This is a genomic window from Tistlia consotensis USBA 355, assembly GCF_900177295.1.
Lineage (GTDB): Bacteria > Pseudomonadota > Alphaproteobacteria > Kiloniellales > DSM-21159 > Tistlia > Tistlia consotensis.
Window position 1 is genome coordinate 53,766 of record NZ_FWZX01000001.1, and the last position, 19,159, is coordinate 72,924.

Annotated in this window: 19 protein-coding genes; 11 read left to right on the forward strand and 8 right to left on the reverse strand. The window is 72.5% G+C overall.

Translation table 11 applies throughout. The features are described from left to right. Positions 1-5: 5 nt before the first annotated feature. A complete protein-coding gene (locus B9O00_RS00260) occupies positions 6-1,010 on the reverse strand; it encodes a class I SAM-dependent DNA methyltransferase (protein ID WP_085120425.1) in 1,005 nt (334 codons plus the stop codon). A gap of 102 nt (positions 1,011-1,112) precedes the next feature. Between B9O00_RS00260 and B9O00_RS00265 the strand changes: the two genes are divergently transcribed. Genes B9O00_RS00265 through B9O00_RS00280 form a run of 4 tightly spaced genes read left to right on the forward strand, consistent with a single transcriptional unit; the run spans position 1,113 to position 4,064 of the window. Then, complete coding sequence (locus tag B9O00_RS00265) at positions 1,113-1,757, forward strand: class I SAM-dependent methyltransferase (protein ID WP_085120426.1); 645 nt, start codon at positions 1,113-1,115, stop codon at positions 1,755-1,757. Further along, entirely contained in the window at positions 1,754-3,016 is a 1,263-nt protein-coding gene (locus tag B9O00_RS00270) for an MFS transporter (RefSeq protein ID WP_085120427.1), read from the forward strand. Before B9O00_RS00265 ends, B9O00_RS00270 begins: the two co-directional genes overlap by 4 nt. Then, positions 3,013-3,546 (forward strand): CAP domain-containing protein, encoded by a 534-nt coding sequence (locus B9O00_RS00275; protein ID WP_159460049.1) that lies wholly within the window; start codon positions 3,013-3,015, stop codon positions 3,544-3,546. Before B9O00_RS00270 ends, B9O00_RS00275 begins: the two co-directional genes overlap by 4 nt. 11 nt (positions 3,547-3,557) lie before the next feature. Then, positions 3,558-4,064: a PAS domain-containing protein gene (locus tag B9O00_RS00280; RefSeq protein ID WP_085120428.1), complete on the forward strand. Its 507-nt coding sequence runs from the start codon at positions 3,558-3,560 to the stop codon at positions 4,062-4,064. On the opposite strand, the gene B9O00_RS00285 is transcribed toward B9O00_RS00280, so the two are convergent. Then, positions 4,061-4,387, reverse strand: coding sequence for a hypothetical protein (locus B9O00_RS00285; protein WP_085120429.1), 327 nt, complete (start codon positions 4,385-4,387; stop codon positions 4,061-4,063). The two genes, B9O00_RS00280 and B9O00_RS00285, sit on opposite strands and share 4 nt — an antisense overlap. Positions 4,388-4,667: 280 nt before the next feature. Between B9O00_RS00285 and moaA the strand changes: the two genes are divergently transcribed. Beyond that, positions 4,668-5,705, forward strand: coding sequence for a GTP 3',8-cyclase MoaA (gene moaA / locus B9O00_RS00290; protein ID WP_085121043.1), 1,038 nt, complete (start codon positions 4,668-4,670; stop codon positions 5,703-5,705). Between the two features lie 174 nt (positions 5,706-5,879). Then, complete coding sequence (locus tag B9O00_RS00295) at positions 5,880-7,130, forward strand: tetratricopeptide repeat protein (RefSeq protein ID WP_085120430.1); 1,251 nt, start codon at positions 5,880-5,882, stop codon at positions 7,128-7,130. A 216-nt stretch (positions 7,131-7,346) separates the two neighbouring features. Here B9O00_RS00295 and B9O00_RS00300 read toward each other — a convergent pair whose 3' ends face one another. The 5 genes from B9O00_RS00300 to B9O00_RS00320 all read right to left on the reverse strand — a co-directional run bounded on the left by B9O00_RS00300 (position 7,347) and on the right by B9O00_RS00320 (position 11,857). Then, positions 7,347-7,757, reverse strand: a complete 411-nt coding sequence (locus B9O00_RS00300; RefSeq protein WP_085120431.1) for a DUF2852 domain-containing protein — start codon at positions 7,755-7,757, stop codon at positions 7,347-7,349. 119 nt (positions 7,758-7,876) lie between these two features. Beyond that, on the reverse strand, positions 7,877-8,536 hold the full coding sequence (locus B9O00_RS00305) for a TetR/AcrR family transcriptional regulator (RefSeq protein ID WP_085120432.1): 660 nt from the start codon (positions 8,534-8,536) through the stop codon (positions 7,877-7,879). A gap of 67 nt (positions 8,537-8,603) precedes the next feature. Further along, positions 8,604-9,116, reverse strand: a complete 513-nt coding sequence (locus tag B9O00_RS00310; protein WP_085120433.1) for a hypothetical protein — start codon at positions 9,114-9,116, stop codon at positions 8,604-8,606. Positions 9,117-9,191: 75 nt separating this feature from the next. Next, the gene (locus tag B9O00_RS00315) at positions 9,192-10,655 is read right to left on the reverse strand and encodes a RimK family ATP-grasp domain-containing protein (protein ID WP_085120434.1); all 1,464 of its coding nucleotides are present in this window, start codon (positions 10,653-10,655) and stop codon (positions 9,192-9,194) included. Next, on the reverse strand, positions 10,655-11,857 hold the full coding sequence (locus B9O00_RS00320; RefSeq protein ID WP_218822757.1) for a GNAT family N-acetyltransferase/peptidase C39 family protein: 1,203 nt from the start codon (positions 11,855-11,857) through the stop codon (positions 10,655-10,657). The genes B9O00_RS00315 and B9O00_RS00320 overlap by 1 nt, the downstream gene beginning before the upstream one ends. A gap of 193 nt (positions 11,858-12,050) precedes the next feature. On the opposite strand from B9O00_RS00320, the gene B9O00_RS00325 reads away from it, so the two are divergent. Then, a complete protein-coding gene (locus B9O00_RS00325; protein WP_085120435.1) occupies positions 12,051-12,827 on the forward strand; it encodes an NAD kinase in 777 nt (258 codons plus the stop codon). A gap of 44 nt (positions 12,828-12,871) precedes the next feature. Next, a complete protein-coding gene (locus tag B9O00_RS00330) occupies positions 12,872-15,184 on the forward strand; it encodes a xanthine dehydrogenase family protein molybdopterin-binding subunit (RefSeq protein WP_085120436.1) in 2,313 nt (770 codons plus the stop codon). 121 nt (positions 15,185-15,305) lie between these two features. On the opposite strand, the gene B9O00_RS00335 is transcribed toward B9O00_RS00330, so the two are convergent. Continuing rightward, positions 15,306-15,524, reverse strand: a complete 219-nt coding sequence (locus tag B9O00_RS00335) for a DUF1127 domain-containing protein (RefSeq protein ID WP_085120437.1) — start codon at positions 15,522-15,524, stop codon at positions 15,306-15,308. Between the two features lie 206 nt (positions 15,525-15,730). Between B9O00_RS00335 and B9O00_RS00340 the strand changes: the two genes are divergently transcribed. The 3 genes from B9O00_RS00340 to B9O00_RS00350 all read left to right on the forward strand — a co-directional run bounded on the left by B9O00_RS00340 (position 15,731) and on the right by B9O00_RS00350 (position 19,141). Then, entirely contained in the window at positions 15,731-16,693 is a 963-nt protein-coding gene (locus tag B9O00_RS00340) for a transcriptional regulator GcvA (RefSeq protein WP_085120438.1), read from the forward strand. 131 nt (positions 16,694-16,824) lie between these two features. Next, positions 16,825-17,988 (forward strand): acetylornithine deacetylase, encoded by a 1,164-nt coding sequence (gene argE, locus B9O00_RS00345; RefSeq protein WP_085120439.1) that lies wholly within the window; start codon positions 16,825-16,827, stop codon positions 17,986-17,988. Positions 17,989-18,004: 16 nt separating this feature from the next. After that, positions 18,005-19,141, forward strand: coding sequence for an AbrB family transcriptional regulator (locus B9O00_RS00350; RefSeq protein ID WP_218822758.1), 1,137 nt, complete (start codon positions 18,005-18,007; stop codon positions 19,139-19,141). Positions 19,142-19,159 lie beyond the last annotated feature (18 nt).

Genomic DNA, 19,159 nt, shown 5'->3' on the forward strand with positions numbered 1-19,159 from the left:
GGCGGTCACGCCCGCGGCCGGCCGCGCGAGCCGCTGGCCGGCAGGGCCGCGGGGTCCTGCAGCGCCGGACCCGGCCGCCGCAGCAGCACCAGCAGGCCGGGCACCGGCCGGCCGGCTTCCAGCCGGCAGCTGACCGGTGCCAGCTGCAGCGTCTCGAAGCCGGCCGCCGCGGCGAGCGCCGCGACGCTGGCCGGATGGTGCGCGTAGCGCTGACTCGGCTGCAGGCGGAAGGCCTCGGACTCGTCCCGCTCGAGGGTGAAGGCGAAGAGACCGCCCGGCCGGAGCGCGGACGCGGCCGCCCGGAACAGCGGCGCCAGGTCGCCGAGGTAGACCAGAACGTCGGCGGCGACGATCAGGTCGAAGGGCGTGCGGGCCGCCCCCTCGCCGCTTCCCGCCGCCTCCCCGGTGCGGACGACCGTCGCCAGGTAGCGCTCAGCCTCCTCGGCGACCAGGGCGTCGTAGACCTTGCGCGCACGCGCCAGGCCCAGCATGCCGGGCGAGAGATCGACCCCCTCCAGCCAGACCGCCCGCTCGCGGAACAGCGGGCCGCAGAGGCCGGTGCCGCAGCCGAGATCGAGGACCCGGCGCGGCGCGGCATCGGCGGGGGTCACCGCGGCGACCGCCTCGGCCAGCAGCTCCGGCGCGTCGTAGCCGAGGCGCTGGCGCAGCGCCCGCTCGAAGCGCGGCGCGTACTGGTCGAAGAGGCGCCGCAGGTAGGCCTCGGGCGGCCGCCCGGGCGCCGCCGCGGCGCCGAGCAGGGCGAGCCTGAGGCCGGCGCCCAGGGCGTCGTCCGGCTGCAGCGCCAGGTAGCGGCGATAGGCCGCAGCCGCGCGCCGCCGGTGGCCGGCCTTCGCGCGGGCCTCGGCCAGGGCGAACCAGGCCTCGGCATAGCCGTCGTCGATCTCGAGGGCCGCCTCGATCGCCTTGGCGGCGGCGGCCGGCCGACCGTCCGCCAGCAGCGTCAGACCGACCTCGAGGCGCCGGTCCGCACGCAGATCCCTGCTGCTCATTTCCTGGGGTTCCGGAACACGCCGCGAGCCGGCGCGGCAGCGGATATCGGGCGGCGCGCAGCCTCTGTCAATCCGCTCCGACGCCGCCTAAGCTGGCCGCCGATGCATGGCTCGGGCGACCGCTGGCGACGCTACTACCGACAGACGGCCGAGCGGCCGCCGCGCGAAACCCTGCTGGCCGCCCTCGCGGCCTGGGACGCGACCGGCCGGCCGCCGGCCCAGGCGCTCGATCTCGGCTGCGGCAGCGGACGCGACACGGTCGAGCTGCTGCGCCGCGGCTGGCGCGTGCTGGCCCTCGATTCCGAGAGCGCGGCGATCGAGGCCCTCAAGCATCAACCGGAAGTGGCGGGCAGTCCCCGCCTGTTCTGCCGGGTCGCCCGCATCGAGGCCCTCGACCCGCTGCCCGGGGCCGCGCTGATCAACGCCAGCTTCTCGCTGTTCCTGCTGGGCCCCGAGCCCTTCGCGCGGACCTGGGCGACGATCCGCGCCGCGCTGCCGCCCGGCGGGCTGTTCTGCGGCCAGCTGCTCGGGCCGCGCGACGACTGGAGCCGCGACGCCGGCCTGACGCTGCACGACACCGCGGCGGTCGACGCCCTGCTGGCCGGCTACCGCGTTGTCGAGCGGCGCGAAGAGCAGAGCGACACGACGACCCCGAAGGGCGACCGCAAGCACTGGCATCTGCACCACCTGGTGCTCGAGCGTGCGCCCGACCCGGCGCCCGCGCAGCCCGGGGCCCCGGCGGCATGACCGGAGACGCCGCGGTGGCGGGCAGCGCGGGGGTCGGCGCCCGGATCGGCCAGCTGCTGCCGATCCTGGTCTCGGCGGGCATCCTGCTGGCCGGCAACGGGGTGCTGCTGACCCTGGTCGCGGTGCGTGGCCGCGCCGAGGGCTTCTCCGAGGTCCAGCTCGGCATCATCGGCGCCGCCTACTACGTCGGCACCTTCGCCGCCTGCCTCCTGACCGCCAAGCTGATCCAGCGCTCCGGCCACATCCGCATCTTCGCGGTCATGGCGGCGGTCGCCGCGGTCGCCGTCCTGACCATGCTGCTGCTCATCGACCCCTGGGTCTGGACCGCGGCGCGCGGCCTGATGGGCCTGGCCTTCGCCGGCATCGCCACGGTCATCGAGAGCTGGCTCAACGCCCTGGCCGACCGCGGCAACCGCGGCCGCATCCTGTCGATCTACCGCATCGTCGACCTGAGCTCGGTGACCGGCGCGCAGTTCCTGATGCCGGTGGTCGGCGCCGGCGGCTTCGCGATCTTCGTGATCGTCGCGATCCTCTACTGCACGGCGCTGATCCCGGTCGCCGCCTCGCGGCTGCAGAGCCCGGCGCCGCCGGAGAGCGCGCTGCTGCGGCCGCGCGCGATCTGGCTGCTGTCGCCGGTCGCCTGCGCCGGCTGCATCACCATCGGCCTGACCAACGGCGCGTTCCGGACGCTGGGCCCGGTCTATGCCCAGGGCATGGGCTTCGACGTCAACCGCATCGCGCTCTTCATGAGCCTGGGCATCGCCGCCGGCGCCCTCTTCCAGTTCCCGCTCGGCTGGCTGTCCGACCGCTTCGAGCGGCGCACCATCCTGATCCTCTCGACCGCCGGCGCCGCGGCGGCCAGCCTGCTGCTCTCGCACGCCGAGGGCCGGCTGATCTTCGCCGGCGTGTTCCTGTTCGGCGGCTTCGCCTTCCCGCTCTATTCGCTGTCGGTCGCCCACGCCAGCGACCACGCCCGGCCGGGCCAGTACGTCGAGCTGTCGCTCGGCCTGACCTTCTTCTTCTCGCTCGGCGCCACCGTCGGCCCCTTCGCCGCCTCGCTGGTCATCAACCACTTCGGTCCGCCGGCCTTCTGGCTCTACACCTCGACCATGCACGGCAGCTTCGTCGTCTTCGTGCTCTACCGCATGACCCGCCGCCCGCCGGTGCCGGCGGCCCGGCGCTCGCGTTTCGTCGCGCTGATCCGCAGCTCGCCGCTGCTGCTGCGCCTGACCCGCAGCCGTGCGGAGGACCGGCCGTGACCCGGGCCGCACCATCGTGGCGACTGTATATTCTGTCGCTGCTGTTCGCCTTTTCGGCGATACTCGCACCGGCCTGCCACGCCGCCGACCTGGCCGGCGGCGGCAGCGCCGCGCCCGGCGCCGCCGGAAAGCTGGCCCAGGAGGAACGCACGCTGCTCGAGCTGATCAACGGCTACCGCCAGGCCCGCGGTCTGGGCAGGCTGGCCTGGAACGACCACCTCGCCGCCGCCGCCAGGGCACACAACGAGGACATGGCCCGGCACGACTACTTCGCGCACTGCAGCCCGAGCGGCGACTGCCTGCCGAACCGCCTGGCCGCGGCCGGCTACCGCTATCGGGCGGCGGCCGAGAACCTGGCCGCCGGCCAGCGCACGCCGCTCTCGGTGCTGCGCGCCTGGCAGAACAGCCCGGGCCACGACGAGAACCTGCTGGCCGGACCGATGACCGAGGCCGGCATCGATCTCGACCCGCGCACGGTCAAGGGCGCGCAGCGGCTCTGGACGCTCGTCCTCGGGCAGCCGGCACGCTAGGCCGCCGGCCGATGCCCTTCCTGCCCGATCCCGCAACCGTCGAGTCGCGCCGCATCGCCGCATTGCATCGGCATTGGAGCGACCTGAAGCGCGACCGTCCCGTGCCGCTGCGCGACGATCTCGACCCGGCCGACATCAAGGAGCTGCTGCCCAACGTCATGCTGGTCGACATCGAGCCGGAGCCGTTCCGCGTGCGCTACCGGCTGGTCGGCACCGAGATCGTGACCTGGGCGAAGTTCGACTTCACCGGGTTCTACCTGGACATGCTGACCTTCTCGGACCTCGACGACAGCGACGTCTTCGTCGACGGCTACCGGGCGGTGCACCGGACCGGCCAGCCCCACTTCGCCCGGATCCGCACCTTCGAGTTCCGCGACCGCGAGCTGTTCTACGAGTGCGGCCTGCTGCCGCTGTCGAGCGACGGCACGGCGATCGACAAGGCGCTCGCCATCGAGGACTACGCGCACCTCTCGCCCGACCTCCTGCGCGAGATGCCGGCGAGCGGCCCGCGCGGCTAGTTGCTCGGCAGGGGCGGCGGCGGGGCGCCGTTGCCGCCCGGCCCGGCCGTCGCCCGGCACATCGCCTCGGCGCGCTCCAGGAACAGCCGCTTCTGGCCGGCCATGCTCGGGTTCTCCTGGACCAGCGTCTCGATCTGCCTGCTGCGCTCGGCGATGCAGACGGCGACCGGGTCGTTCGGGTCGGGGGTCGTCGCGACCTGCCGCGGGAAGAGCTCGCGCCACTCGACCGCCAGCAGGCCGCCGAGCGCGGCCAGCAGCACCAGGCCGGCGACGAGGCGCGCCCCGAGGCCGTCGAGCGCGCTTCTGGGGGACCCGCCGGACATCGCTCATTGCTAGCCCGCGCCGGCCCGGCCGCCAAGAGGCGGAATCGCGGGGAGCGCGAAGGCCGGATGCAAAATGGGGGCGAAAACCCGCCGGCGCTGCGTTATGTTCGAATGGAAAGAACGCTCCGCAGCCGACCAAGGAGCGGCCCGCCCGGGACAACCGGCCGGGACCGCCGCGGAGCCGCTCGGCAAGTGAGGAGGATCCCGCATGACGGCTCAGACGGCCGAACTCTCGACCGCCGGTCGCCAAGCGAACAGCAACGGGACGAACGACAACGGAATGACGGACCGTCCCGCGCCGGCCGCGCCGCTGCTCGACCCCTTCCAGCGCGCGATCAGCTATCTGCGCGTCTCGGTGACCGACCGCTGCGACTTCCGCTGCGTCTACTGCATGTCCGAGGACATGAGCTTCCTGCCCAAGGCCGAGGTGCTGTCGCTGGAGGAGCTCGACCGGCTGTGCAGCGCCTTCGTCGGCCTGGGCGTGCGCAAGCTGCGCCTGACCGGCGGCGAGCCGCTGGTCCGCCGCAACATCCTCTGGCTGATCGAGCGCCTGGGCCGCCACCTCGGGACCGGCGCGCTCGACGAGCTGACCCTGACCACCAACGGCAGCCAGCTGGCCCGCTACGCCGAGCCGCTGGTCGCCGCCGGCGTGCGCCGCGTCAACGTCTCGCTCGACACGCTCGACCCGGACAAGTTCGCGGCGATCACCCGCTGGGGCCGGCTCGACAAGGTGCTGGACGGCCTCGCCGCCGCCAAGGCCGCCGGCCTGGAGATCAAGATCAACGCCGTGGCGCTCAAGGGCGTCAACGACGACGAGATCCACCGGCTGGTCGCCTGGTGCGGCGAGGAGGGCTTCGACCTCACCTTCATCGAGGTCATGCCGATGGGCGACATCGGCACCGAGCAGCGCCTCGGGCAGTACTGGCCGCTGTCGCTGGTACGCGGCGAGCTGGCGAAGCGCTGGACCCTGGAGGAGAGCGACCACCGCACCGGCGGCCCGGCGCGCTACAGCCTGTGCCGCGAGACCGGCCGGCGCATCGGCTTCATCACGCCCTTGACCCACAACTTCTGCGAATCCTGCAACCGGGTCCGCCTGACCTGCACCGGCACCCTCTTCCTCTGCCTCGGCCAGGAGGACGCCGCCGACCTGCGCGCGCCGCTGCGCGCCAGCCCGTCGGAGTCCGGCGATGACGCGGCCCTGACGGGCGCGATCCGCGAGGCGATCACCCGCAAGCCGAAGGGCCACGACTTCGTCATCGACCGGCGCCGCCGCAGCGCCACCGCCGTGCCGCGCCACATGTCGGTGACCGGCGGCTGAGGCGTTCCGTGCCGCGCGCTTCGTGGTGAGCCTGTCGAACCACGAAGGGTGACGGCGGCGCAGGAGGCGCCTCGCCCCCGGGACCTCCAGGCAGCCGCGGCGGCCACGAAAATCTTTCGTTAACCTAGATCGGCGAGCCTCCGCGGGTCTTTTCCCCTCCGGGAGTGTGCCCGCTTGAGCCTGATCGACCGCGACGACCTCTCGGCCGGCGAGCTGAACGCCCTGGCCGTCGCCCATCGGCGGGCCGGACGCCTGCAGGAGGCGCTGGTCGCCATCGACCAGGCGCTCAGCCAGTCGCCGCAGGACGACGCCGCGCTCAACACGCTCGGCAACTGCCTCAAGGACGCCGGCGAGATCGCCAGCGCGGCCGAGGCCTACAAGGCGGCGATCGCCCGCAATCCCGAGAACCACCAGGCGCTCTGCAACCTCGCCCTGCTGCTCGGTGAGTTCGGCTGCAACGCCGAGGCCGAGCTGCTCTACGGCGAGGCCCTGAAGATCGCCCCCGAGGAGGCCGAGGCCCGCTTCGGCCTGGCCGTGACGCTGCTGCTGCAGGGCCGCCTCGCCGAGGCCTGGCCGCTCTACGAGGCGCGCTGGCAGCGCGCCGGCCTGACGCCGCGCCGCTACGACAGCCCACGCTGGCAGGGCGAGCCTCTGGAGGGCCGCAAGCTGCTGCTGCACGGCGAGCAGGGCTACGGCGACGCGATCATGACGCTGCGCTGGCTGCCGCTGCTGCAGGCCCGCGGCATCCGTCCGCTGCTGCACCTGCCGGCCCCGCTGCTGCGCCTCGCAGCCCTGAGCTTTCCCGAGGTCGAGGCGCTCGACGACCGGCAGCCGGCACCGCCGCACGACGCCCATGCGCCGCTGCTCAGCCTGCCCGGCCTGTTCGGCACCGACGAGGCCTCGATCCCGGCGCGCGTGCCCTATCTCGCCGCCGATCCTGCGGAGGCCGGGGACTGGCGGGCGCGCCTGGCCGGCCTCGACCGGCCGGTCGGGCTGGTCTGGGCCGGCAGCCCGCGCCATCCGAACGACGCCAACCGGACCCTCGCCCTCGAGACGCTCGAGCCGCTGATCGCCGCGGCACCGGGGCGCTGGGTCTCGCTGCAGGTCGGCTGCGACGCCGCCCAGCAGGCCTGGCTGGCCCGCCACGGCATCCCGGACCTGGGCCTCGAGCTTCCCGATTTCGCCGCCACCGCGGCGCTGATGACCGCGCTGGAGCGCGTCGTCGCGGTCGACACCGCGAGCGCGCACCTGGCCGGCGCGCTCGGCCGCCCGCTCGACCTGCTGCTGCCCTTCGCGCCCGACTGGCGCTGGCAGTGCGGCCGCGCCGACAGCCCCTGGTACCCGACCGCGCGCCTGCACCGCCAGCCGACCCCCGGGGACTGGCAGGCGGTGGTGGCCGAGGTGGCGGACGCGCTGAGCGAGTGACTGCTTCGCGCCGAGACGCCCTCATTCGCTTCATCCTGAGCTTGTCGAAGGGTGAAGCGAAGGTGGCACCGACGGCGCCGAATGGCTTCACCCTTCGACAAGCTCAGGATGAAGCCATCTTGGGGCGTCGAAGAATGTGTAAGCCGGACGCCGACAGGGAAAGAGCGCCGGACCCCGGCAGGTCCGACGCTCTCGTCACCGTCGCTCGCCCGGGGCTCAGGCCCGGGGCTGCGGCTCCGGTGCCTCGGGGGCCGGCCCCTGCGGCCGGTCGCGGCGCTCGGCCATGAACTGCTCGAACTCGGCGCGGTCCTTGGCTTGGCGCAGGCGGTCGAGGAAGTCCATGAACTCCTTCTGCTCGTCCTCGAGCCGGCGCAGGGTCTCGGCGCGGTACTCGTCGAACGCGCTGTTGCCGCTCGAGTAACGGCCGCCGCCGCAGGGCCCGTACCAGCGCCCGCGCGCCTTGCGGAATTCGGACATGTGACCTCGCTTCCAGCACCCCATGCGTCCACTCCAGATGAGAAAGGCCAGGATCGCCAGGCCGATCGGCCAGAACAGGATGAAGCCGACGACCATCAGGCCGATCCAGGCCGGTTTGCCGATGTCGTCGAGTTTCGCTGCGATATCCATGCTGCGCCTCACGCCATGTGAATGTTATTGACATTAACATAGGTGGACGATGCCGGTCGCCTTTCAAGAACGGGCCGGCGAAAAATCGGCAGGGCCGGAGCCATGCCGCGGGCCGGTCGTCAGGGCCGGCCCAGGCCGAGGCCCTGGAGGTAGATCAGCACGGCCGCCTCGAGCAGGTCCTCGGGGCTCATCGGCAGCTTGCGCAGGCCGGCGTCGCCGCGCGCGAACAGCGAGGCGATGCCGTGCGACAGCGACCAGATGTGCAGGGCCATCATCAGCGCCGGCGGGCGCTCGTCCTTCGGCAGGGTCTCGGACAGCTGCTCGCAGGCCTTGCGCACGATGGCGAAGGAGCGGTCGCCGGCCTCGCGCAGCTCGGGATGCTCGTCGAGCGGCACGCCGGCCTCGAACATCGCCGAATAGTAGGCCGGCTCGGTGCGCGCGAAGGCGAGGTAGGCCCGTCCGACGTTGCCGAGCGCGGTGAAGCTGTCGGGCCGGCCGTCGGCCCAGGCGGTCTTCAGGAAGGCCTCGAAGCGCTCGAAGCCCTGGCGCGCGACGTCGGCCATCAGGGCGTCGCGGTCGCGGAAGTGGCGGTAGGGCGCGGCCGGGCTGACGCCGGCCGAGCGGGCCGCCTCGGCGACGGTGAAGCCGGCCGGGCCCTTGGCCGCGATCAGGTCCAGCGCCGCCTCGATCAGCGCCTCGCGCAGGTTGCCGTGGTGATAGCTGCGCCGCCCCTTGCCGCGCCCCTCGTCCCCGTCGCGACCGTGCCGTGACCAGCTCATGTGAACAGCTTTTACATAAGGCCGGGCGCCGACGCAGCCGCTTTGTCGGCCGGCCGGGCCGGCGGCGCTACTCGATGTTGACCCGGTGCGCGTAGGTCTTGCCGTCGGAGATGGTGACCTTCTTGAAGCCGAGCATCTTGGCGAGGTCGAAGAAGGTGAACCAGTCCTGCAGGCCGTTCTCCTGGAACACCGGCAGCTGGCGCGCCATCGCGGTCAGCACGGCGAGCAGGCCGCGCGCCCGGTAGAGCGTGTCGATCTTGCCCTCCTCCAGCGCCGTGATGATCATCTCGTCGGACTCGGCGCCCTTGGCGTAGATCGCGAACCAGATCGGCGTCGGCGAGTCGAGCTGGCCCTTGGTGAAGCCGGTGACGAAGCCCAGGCGCAGGCTGCGGTTGGCCTCCTTCAGGGTCTTGGCGCGGGCGACGTAGGTCTCCTCGGTCTGCGGTGCGGGATAGTAGTAGCCGGCCCGTTCGTCGCCGGCGTTGTCGGCCGGCGTGACCGCCTGCTCCGCCATCGCCGGCCCGCCGGCCAGCAGTCGCGCCGCGACCAGCAGCCCCGCCGCCATCGTCATCCACCGCATCGCCCGCTCTCCCTGTCGTGGTGAGGTGCCAAGGTAGGCGAGGCGGGCACGCCGGAAAAGGGTGAAGGCGGCCGCCTACCGCGTCTCGATCCGCCTCAGGAAGTCGCGCAGCACGATGGCGTAGAGCTCGTCCTTCAGGACCGCGTCCTCGACGCCCCGGTCGATGTTCGGGTTGTCGTTGATCTCGATGACGAAGACGCCCTTGTCGTTCTGCTTGAGATCGACGCCGTAGAGCCCGTCGCCGATCAGGTTCGCCGACTTGACCGCGATGTCGACGACCTGCTTCGGCGCCTCGTCGACGGCGAAGGTCTTGAAGCGGCCCTCGTCGTGCTTGCCGTCGGCCTCGTGCTTGACGATCTGCCAGTGCTTCTCGGCCATCATGTACTGGGAGACGAAGATCGGCTGGCGGTTGAGCACGCCGACCCGCCAGTCGAACTCGGTGTACATGAACTCCTGGGCCAGGATCACGTCGGAGCGCTTGAACAGGTCGCGGGCGATCTTCTGCAGCTCGTTGCGGTCGTTCGCCTTGAAGACGCCGCGCGAGAAGGAACCGTCGGGGATCTTGAGCACCAGGGGGAAGCCGAGCAGCTCCTCGGCCTGCTGGACCCGGGTGCGGTCGAGCACCAGGGTCTTGGGCGCCGGCAGCTTGTTGGCCTGCAGCAGCTCGGCCAGGTAGACCTTGTTGGTGCAGCGCACGATCGACATGGGATCGTCGAGCACCGGCATGCCCTCGACCTCGGCCTTCTTGGCGAAGCGGTAGGTGTGGTTGTCGATCGCCGTGGTCTCGCGGATGAACAGCGCGTCGTACTCGGCGAGGCGCAGGAAGTCCTTGCGCTCGATCGGCTCGACCTCGAGGCCGATCGAGGCGCCGACGCTCTGGAACTTCTTGATGGTGCGCGCGCTCGAGGGCGGCAGCGCCTCGTTGGGGTTCCACAGCACGGCCAGCGAGTAGCGCGGCGTCGTGGTCTTGCGCCGGCGCTCGCGCCACTCGGCGCGGGTGTAGCGCGACAGCGCCGCCAGGAAGGCCTCGAACTCCTCGGGGCTGAGCGCGCTCGGCGCCAGCGGCTTCAGGGTCTTGACCTGCCAGCGCTCGTCCTTGACGACCTCGGCGCGCAGCAGCGGGCAGCGGAAGCGGTCGAAGGCGACCCGGGCGAAGCTGGCGAAGCGGCCGTCCAGGGCCTGGCCGAACGACAGGATCAGCGTGAAGGCCGAGCGCGGCGCCGCCGGCAGCTTCTCGATGTCGCGCCGCAGCGCCGCGTTGATCTCCGGCAGCTCCAGGGCATAGACCGCCTTGCGCGACAGCGTCGCGATGGTCGCAACGTTGGGGATCGGCTTCTGGCGCCGCGCCTCGGCGAGCAGCGAGCAGTAGTAGCCGAAGTCGAGGTAGCTGTAGTCGCCGGACAGGTTGACGACGCGCTGGCCGCGGGCGTTGAAGCGCTCGGGGCTGCGCACGTACTGCTGGGCGGTGACCGCGGTGCCGGCGGCCTCCGCCCACTCGCGGTCGGCGTCGTCCTCGACGACGATGATCGGCCCGGCCATCAGGCGGCCTCCCCCGCCGTCCGGCGGCGCCCGGTCAGCACCACGGCGGCGCGCAGCCGGGCGCTGCCGTAGCGCGCCATGCGGTCGAACTCGGCGCGCGCGATCGGCACGTGGATGCAGTCGGTCGCGGTCTTGCCCTGGTCGACGTCGACGAAGGGATCGTGGATGTAGAGGAAGCGATGGTCGGCGCCGGTCACCGTCACCCAGTGCGGGTACTTCTCGCCGTAGATCCGGTAGGAGCTGATCAGCACCACCGGCACCGCGCCCGCCTCGACGAAGTCGGCGAGCTCGTTTGCCGAGAGGCCGCGCTCCTCGACCGGGATGCCCGCGAGCAGGGCCTCGGCGACGAAATCCTGATGCACCAGGCGCATGACCTCCTTCTTGTCCTCGCTGCGCACCGAGTCGAGGAACGGCGGGCCCTTGTCGGTGATGAAGACGCGCAGGTCGAAGCCGCGTTTCCAGGCCGCCAGGGACAGACCGTAGGCGCCGCAGCCGCCGTGGCCAGAGGTCATGAAGACCAGGGTCGATTCGCGCCACAGGCGCAGCTCGCTCGAGCGGTCGCGCGGGCTCTCCGGGTCGAGCGCCGCCATGGCCATCATCAGGCTCGCCGGGCCGCAGGTGAAGTCCAGGCTCTGCGGCACGTAGGGCACGTCGCGCGCCTTGCCGGCGCCGCGCGTCAGGATCTTCTCCATCCGCTCGGCCGGCTCGTGGTCCTCGTAGTAGTCCGGCACCACGGCGAAGCGGCGGTAGCCGGCGTCGCGGTAGAGCGCGATCGCCGGCGCGTTGTCGGCGCGCACCTCGAGGCGCAGCACGGCGCAGCCCTCGGCCAGGGCGTCGGCCTCGGCGACGGTCAGCAGGCGGCGCGCGACGCCCTGCCCGCGCGCCTCCTGCGCGACGGCCAGGGAATAGAGCCGGGCCAGCGCGGTCTGGCCGTGGAACAGCACCAGGGCATAGCCGAGCAGCCGGCCGTCCCGCTCGGCCAGCGACAGCGCGGCATGGCCCCTGGTCAGCAGGTGGTGGAAGCTGCGTCGCGACAGCCGGTCGCTGTCGAAGCAGCGGTTCTCCAGCGCGACCAGGGCGTCGACGTCGGCGAGCGTCGCCGGCCTGACGACCAGGGCGGCGGCGGACTCCGCGGCCGCCTCCGGGGCGGACGCTGGTGCGGGAACGGGCGACAGGCTGGTCAGGACGCTCTCGGAAATCACTGGGTGCCTCGCGGCGCAACGGCAGGCCCGACCTCGACTCCCGACTTCGGACCACGGGGACGGTCGCAAGGCTGTCGCTTCGACTCTGCAGCGCTATACTCGCTGCGTCGAGAGGGGAGCAGACGAAAAAGTGCAGGACGGTTCCGCCCCGCCATCATGCGGTGAACCCGAGGTCGAGGCCGCCGGTTCCGCCGTGCCCGCCCCCGACTATCGCCGCGTCGCCTTCGTCGCCGGCCCCGGCAGCGAGGCCCAGGAGGCGCTGCAGGCGCTGACCGCGCGCTACGGCTCGGCGTCGCTCGACGAGGCCGAGGCGCTGGTCGCGCTGGGCGGCGACGGCTTCATGCTGGAGGTGCTGCACGCCCACATCGGCCGCGGCCTGCCGATCTACGGCATGAACCGCGGCACCGTCGGCTTCCTGCTCAACGAGTACGGCGAGGACGACCTGCCCGAGCGCCTGGCGCGCGCCGTCACCGTCCGCCTGCATCCGCTGCGCATGGTCGCCGAGACGGTCGAGGACCAGCGGGTCGAGGCGATCGCCGTCAACGAGGTGGCGTTGTTCCGCGAGACCCGCCAGGCCGCCAAGGTCAGGATCCGCATCGACGGCGTGGCGCGCCTGGAGGAGCTGGTCTGCGACGGCATCATGGTCGCGACCCCGGCCGGCAGCACGGCCTACAACCTCTCGGCCCACGGCCCGATCATCCCGATCGGCACGCCGCTGCTGGCGCTGACACCGATCAGCGCGTTCCGGCCGCGGCGCTGGCGCGGCGCGCTGCTGCCGCACACCGCCCAGGTCGTTTTCGAGGTGCTGGAGCGCGACAAGCGCCCGGTCAGCGCCGTCGCCGACTTCACCGAGGTGCGCAACGTCGCCCGGGTGACGGTGCAGGAGGACCGCTCCACCGTCTTCACCCTGCTGTTCGACCCCGAGCACAATCTCGAGGAACGCATCCTCAAGGAGCAGTTCACGCCCTAGCGCGTGCCCTGCCGCCGCTCCCTCACTCAGAAGTGCCTTCCGACATGACCTTCGAAGACGAGCGACTGCTGCGCAGCCGCGGCCGCTACCTCGACGACCGCGCGCCCGCCGGCTGCCTGCAGATGGCGATCCTGCGCGCGCCGCTGGCCCATGCCGCGATCACGGGGCTCGACGTCGCGGCGGCGCGCGCCGCGCCGGGCGTGCGCCTGGTCCTGACCGGCGAGGACCTGGCCCGGCTCGGCATCGGGCCGCTGACCTGCCGCGGCGCGATCGAGAGCAGCGACGGCACGCCGATGATCGAGCCCGAGCGGCCGGTGCTGGCCCGCGGCGCGGTCAAGCACGTCGGCCAGCCGGTCGCCGCGGTCATCGCCGAGACCCTGGAGGCGGCGCTCGACGCCCTCGAGGCGATCGAGCTGGAGCTCGACGAGCGGCCGGTCGTCGTCGATCCCGAGGCGGCCGCCGCGCCGGACGCGCCGCCGGTCTGGGAGCAGGCGCCGGGCAACCGGGCCTTCGACTGGCAGATCGGCAACCGGGCCGAGACCGAGGCGGCCTTCGCCGGCGCCGCGCACCGGGTCGCCCTGACCGTCCGCCATCCGCGCATCGCCATCGCCCCGATCGAGACCCGCGGCGCGCTCGCCACGTTCGACGCCGACGCCGACGCCGCGGGCGGCCGCTGGACGCTCTGGACGCCGAGCCAGGGCGTCGTCTCGCTGCGCAGCGCGATGGCCGCCTGCCTGGGCGTCGCGACCGGCCGGGTCCGCGTGATCACCGAGGACGTCGGCGGCAGCTTCGCGGTCAAGATCTGGCCCTACCCCGAGCAGGTCCTGGCCCTGGTCGCGGCGCGCGAGACCGGCCGGCCGGTCAAGTGGGTCGCCAGCCGCATGGAGGCGATGCTGGCCGACGCCATGGGCCGCGGCCGGGTCGACCGCGCCGAGCTGGCGCTCGACGCCGAGGGCCGCTTCCTCGGCTTCCGCATCGATGCCCTGGCCGACATGGGCGCCTTCCTCAACACCGCGGCGCCCGGCATCGTGACCAAGGGCGCGGTGCGCGTGTTCGGCCACTGCTACCGGATCCCCGGCCTGCACTACCGGGTCCAGGGGCTGTTCACCAACGCCGTGCCGACCGACGCCTACCGCGGCGCCGCCAAGCCGGAGACCGTCTCGACCCTGGAGCGGCTGATCGACGTCGCGGCGGCCCGGCTCGGCCTCGACCGGGTCGAGCTCCGGCGCCGCAACCTGGTGCGGCCCGCCGACCTGCCCTACCCGACGGCGATGGGCGAGACCTACGACGGCGGCGACTTCCCGGCGATGCTGGAGCGCGTCCTCCTGGCCGCCGACTGGGGCGGCTTCGAGGGCCGGCGCGCCGGGAGCCGGGCGCGCGGCCGGCTGCGCGGCGCCGGCCTCGGCTTGCACCTGCACGCAACCGGCGGCTCGACCGCCGAGCGCAGCGAGGTCCGCGCCCTGCCCGACGGCACCGTGCGCGTGCGCAGCGGCAGCCAGGATTCCGGCCAGGGCCATCGCCGGGCGCTGGCCGTGGTCGCCGCCGACACGCTCGGCATCCCGGTCGAGCGGATCCGAGTCGAGCAGGGCGACAGCGACTGGCTGGAGATCGGCGGCGGCACCGGCGGCTCGAACCTGCTGGCGGTCGCCGGCAACACCGTGCACCGCGCCGCGCTGCAGATGGTCGATCGCATGAAGGCCTCGGCCGGGCTGCTGCTGGAGGCGGCAGCCCCGGACATCGAATACGGCGCCGGCAGCTTCCGCATCGTCGGCACCGACCGGGCCCTGAGCCTCGCCGAGGTCGCAGCCGGCTGGGAGGCGCTGGACGCGGCGCAGCGGGAGAGCGAGCCGGAGGCCGGCTGCCTGGGCCAGCTCGACTTCGCGGGCATCCACACGACCTTCCCGAACGGCGCCTACGTCGCCGAGGTCGAGGTCGATCCCGAGACCGGGCAGGTGCGGCTCGACCGCTTCACCGGCGTCGACGATCTCGGCCGGGTCTTCGACGAGGCCTCGGCCCAGGGCCAGGTCCAGGGCGGCATCGCCCAGGAGGCCGGCGAGGTGCTGACCGAGTCCCTGCGCTACGACCCGGAGAGCGGCCAGCTGCTGTCCGGGTCGCTGCTCGACTACGCCCTGCCGCGCGCCGACGACCTGCCGGCCTTCGACCTCGCCTTCGCGCCGACGCCGAGCCCGAACAGCCTGATCGGTGCCAAGGGCGTCGGCGAGCTGCCCTCGATCGGTGCGCCGGGGCCGATCCTCAACGCCGTGCTCCATGCCCTGAGCGAGCGCGGCATCGAGCACCTCGACCCGCCGCTGACCCCGGAGAAGGTCTGGCGGGCGCTGCAGGGCACGGAAGGCTGAGGCGCGGCGGCCGTTCCGGCTGCCGCGCCGACATCCCCGGTCCCGGAATCAAGAAGGGCGGAAGCACGCGGCTCCCGCCCTTCTCGTCGTGACGTTCGCCGCCGCCGCCGGCGGTCGGCGCTCAGGCACGCCAGAACGGCTTGTCGGCTTCGGCCTGCGCGTCGACGCGGCTCAGCCCCAGGTCGTGCAGCATGTGGTCGTCGAGCCCCTTCAGGCGCTCGCGCTGCGCCCAGCGCTCCTGCCAGGTGAAGAGCGTGCCGACGAGGCCGGCGATCAGGGAGGGACGAGCCCGCCGCTTCGGCGCCGCGACCTGCGGACGCCGCAATTCCATGGTCGTCATGATAGTTCTCCTTATCTCGTAAGGCCGATGGCCGCTCGCGGGCCGCACCGCCTTCCTGAAGGAGAAAATGGAGAATTCGCCCTGCCGCGACAAACGATGTTATCTCATCGTTCTCATTAGTCGGCCTAATGCGATAAGCTTTTCTTTACCCTTGGCCGCGATGCTTCGACCGAACCGACCGGGTGCCAACGAGGGGGAGCCCTGGCATGTCCCGCCGCCTGCCGCCGCTCAATGCCCTGCGCGCCTTCGAGGCCGCCGGCCGCCACCTGTCCTTCACCAAGGCGGCGGACGAGCTGAGCGTCACCCAGGCGGCGATCAGCCACCAGATCAAGGCGCTGGAGGACCATCTCGGGGTTCCACTGTTCCGCCGGCTCAACCGCTCGCTGGCGCTGACCGAGGCCGGCAAGGCCTACCTGCCCCTGCTCTCCGAGGCCTTCGACCTGATCGACGCCGGCACCCGCAGGGTCCATGCCCGCGACGTCGAGGGGCCGCTGCGCATCTCCGCCATGCCCTCCTTCGCCGGCGTCTGGCTGCTGCCGCGCCTGCGCCGCTTCCGCGAGCGCCATCCCGACATCGACGTGCTGGTCCAGGCCGACGACCGGCTGGTCGACTTCTCGCGCGACGACATCGACCTGGCGGTGCGCTACGGCTACGGCAACTACCCCGGCCTGCGCTGCGACTACCTGATGGGCGACGAGATCTTCCCGGTCTGCGCGCCGGCCCTGATGGCGGGCGAGCCGCCGCTGAAGCGGCCGGAGGACCTGCGCCGCCACACCCTGCTGCACGACGAGGTCAGCCGCACCGACGACAGCCCCGACTGGCGCATCTGGCTGCGCGCCGCCGGCCTGGAGGACTGCGGGATCGATCCGGACCGCGGGCCGGGCTACTCCGACATGTGGATGGTGCTGACCGCCGCGGCCAACGGCGAGGGCGTCGCGCTCGGCCGCCGCTCGCTGGTCGCCGGCTTCCTCGCCGACGGCCGCCTGGCCATCCCCTTCGGCCCGCGCCTCAAGACCCGCCTCGCCTACTGGATCGTCTCGCCGCGGCCGACCGACGAATGGCCGAAGGTCCGCCTGTTCCGCGAGTGGCTGATCGAGGAGGCCGAGGCCGAGGAGACGCGGGTCGAGCTGCTGCTGCCGCCGGAGGCCGAGGAGGCACAGATCGGCTGAGCCGACGGTCCGCCCCCGGTTCCCGCCGGGGCCGCAGGCCGGCCCTGCGCCCGCGGCACCTGACGGTGCCGCGCCGCCTGTGCTATTCGAGGCTTCCAGCCTTTCCTCTCGAGATCACGAGCGAGCCCAGCATGACCCGTCCGTCCGACGCCAGCGTCGAGATGATCCGTCGCCTGATCGGTTTCGATACGACCAGCCGCAACTCCAACCTCGAGCTGATCCACTGGATCCGCGACTACCTGAAGGACCTCGGGGTCGCCTCGGACGTGGTCTACAACGACGAGCGGACCAAGGCGAACCTCTACGCCACCCTCGGCCCGACCGACCGGCCGGGCATCGCGCTCTCGGGCCACACCGACGTCGTGCCGATCGACGGCCAGGACTGGACCAGGGATCCCTGGCAGGTCGCCGAGAGCGACGGCAAGCTGTTCGGCCGCGGCACCTGCGACATGAAGTCCTTCATCGCGATCTGCCTCGCCTGCGCGCCGAAGTTCGCTGCGGCGAAGCTCAGCGAGCCGGTGCATTTCGCCTTCTCCTACGACGAGGAAGTCGGCTGCCTGGGCGTCCGGCCGCTGCTCGCGCACCTGGCCACGAAGCCGGTCCGGCCGCGCATGGCGATCATCGGCGAGCCGACCGACATGAAGGTAATCAACGCCCACAAGGGCAAGCTCAGCCACACCTGCCGGGTCCATGGCTTCGAATGCCATTCCTCGCTGGCGCCGACCGGCGTCAACGCCATCGAGTACGCCGCGCGCCTGATCGGCAAGCTGATCGAGATGGCCGAGGACAAGCAGCGGAACGGCCCCTTCGACGAGAACTACGACGTGCCGCACACCACGGTGCACACCGGCGTCATCCAGGGCGGCACGGCGCTCAACATCGTGCCCAAGGACTGCTGGTTCGACTTCGAGTTCCGCAACCTGCCGGCCGACGACCCGCAGGCGCTGATGAAGCAGGTCACCGACTACGCCGAGCAGGTGCTGGTGCCGAGGATGCAGGCGATCCGGCCGAACACCGGCATCGAGTTCGAGCTCTACTCCTTCTTCTCCGGCCTCGACACGCCCGCCGACCACGAGGTGGTGCAGCTCACCAAGGCCCTGACCGGCGCCAACAGCACCTCGAAGGTCGCCTTCGGCACCGAGGCCGGCCTGATCTCCGAGGCCGGCATCCCCTCGGTGGTCTGCGGCCCCGGCTCGATCGAGCAGGCGCACAAGCCCGACGAGTTCGTCTCGCTGGAGCAGGTGGCGCTCTGCGAGCGCTTCATGGAGCGGCTGATCGAGCGCCTGGCCGCCTGACCCGGGCCGGCCGGCGGTGCCGCGGGACAGCCTGCGCCCGGGATCCCTGCGCCGGGCGACCGCGCGGGTCCTGCCCGAGATCCCGAGCTGGTCGCGGCTCGCGGCCGTCGCGCTGGCGCTCTCGCTCGGCGGCCTCGGCGGCTGGCTGGCCAGCAGCCTGCAGCTGCCGCTTGCCTGGATGATCGGCTCGATGGTCGCGACGGCGGCGGCGGCGATCGCCGGCGCGCCGATCGCCATGGCCGCCCCCCTGCGCACCGTGATGGTCGCGGTGCTCGGCGTCATGCTGGGCAGCGGCTTCACGCCGGAGATCCTGGCCGGGGCCGGGCGCTGGACCGTCACCCTGGCGGCGATCGTCTTCTACATCGCCGCCTGCGCCGGCCTGGGCACGCTCTACTTCCGCAAGCTCTGCGGCTACGACCCGGTCACCGCCTACTTCTCGGCGACCCCGGGCGGCCTGTCGATCATGACCATCGTCGGCATCGAGATGGGCGGCGACGGCCGGATCATCTCCCTGACCCACGCGATCCGCATCATGGTCGCGGTGCTGTCGATCCCGACCGCCTTCCAGCTGCTCGGCCTGCTCGACATGGCGAGCCGCCCGCCGGCCGGGCCCGACCTCGCCGGCCTCGGCCTGCCCGACTACCTGATCCTCGGCGCCGCCGGGCTCGCCGGCTACCTGGGCGCCCGGCTGCTGCGCATCCCGGCCGCCTCGATCGTCGGGCCGATGCTGGTCTCCATGGCCCTGCATCTCGCCGGCGTCACCCACGCCAAGCCGCCGGCCGACCTGATCGCCTGCGCCCAGGTCGCGATCGGCACGGCGATCGGCGCGCGCTTCGCCGGCACCTCCCTGAAGCTGATCGCCAGCACCCTGGCCCAGTCCTTCGGGGTCACGGTCATCGTGCTCGGCATGACCGTGCTCTTCGCCTTCTCCCTGCACGAGATCACCGGCCTGCCGGCGGCGCCGATCGTGCTGGCCTTCTCGCCGGGCGGCCTCGCCGAGATGGGGCTGACGGCGATCGCGCTCGGCGCCGACGCCGCCTTCGTCGCGATCCACCACATCGTGCGGATCCTGGTGATCGTCGTCTTCGCGCCGATCCTGTTCCGCCTGCTCAGCGGCCGCACGCCGCCGCCCGGCCGGGGCGGCTGGAGCTGAGGGCCAGGCGCCACCGGC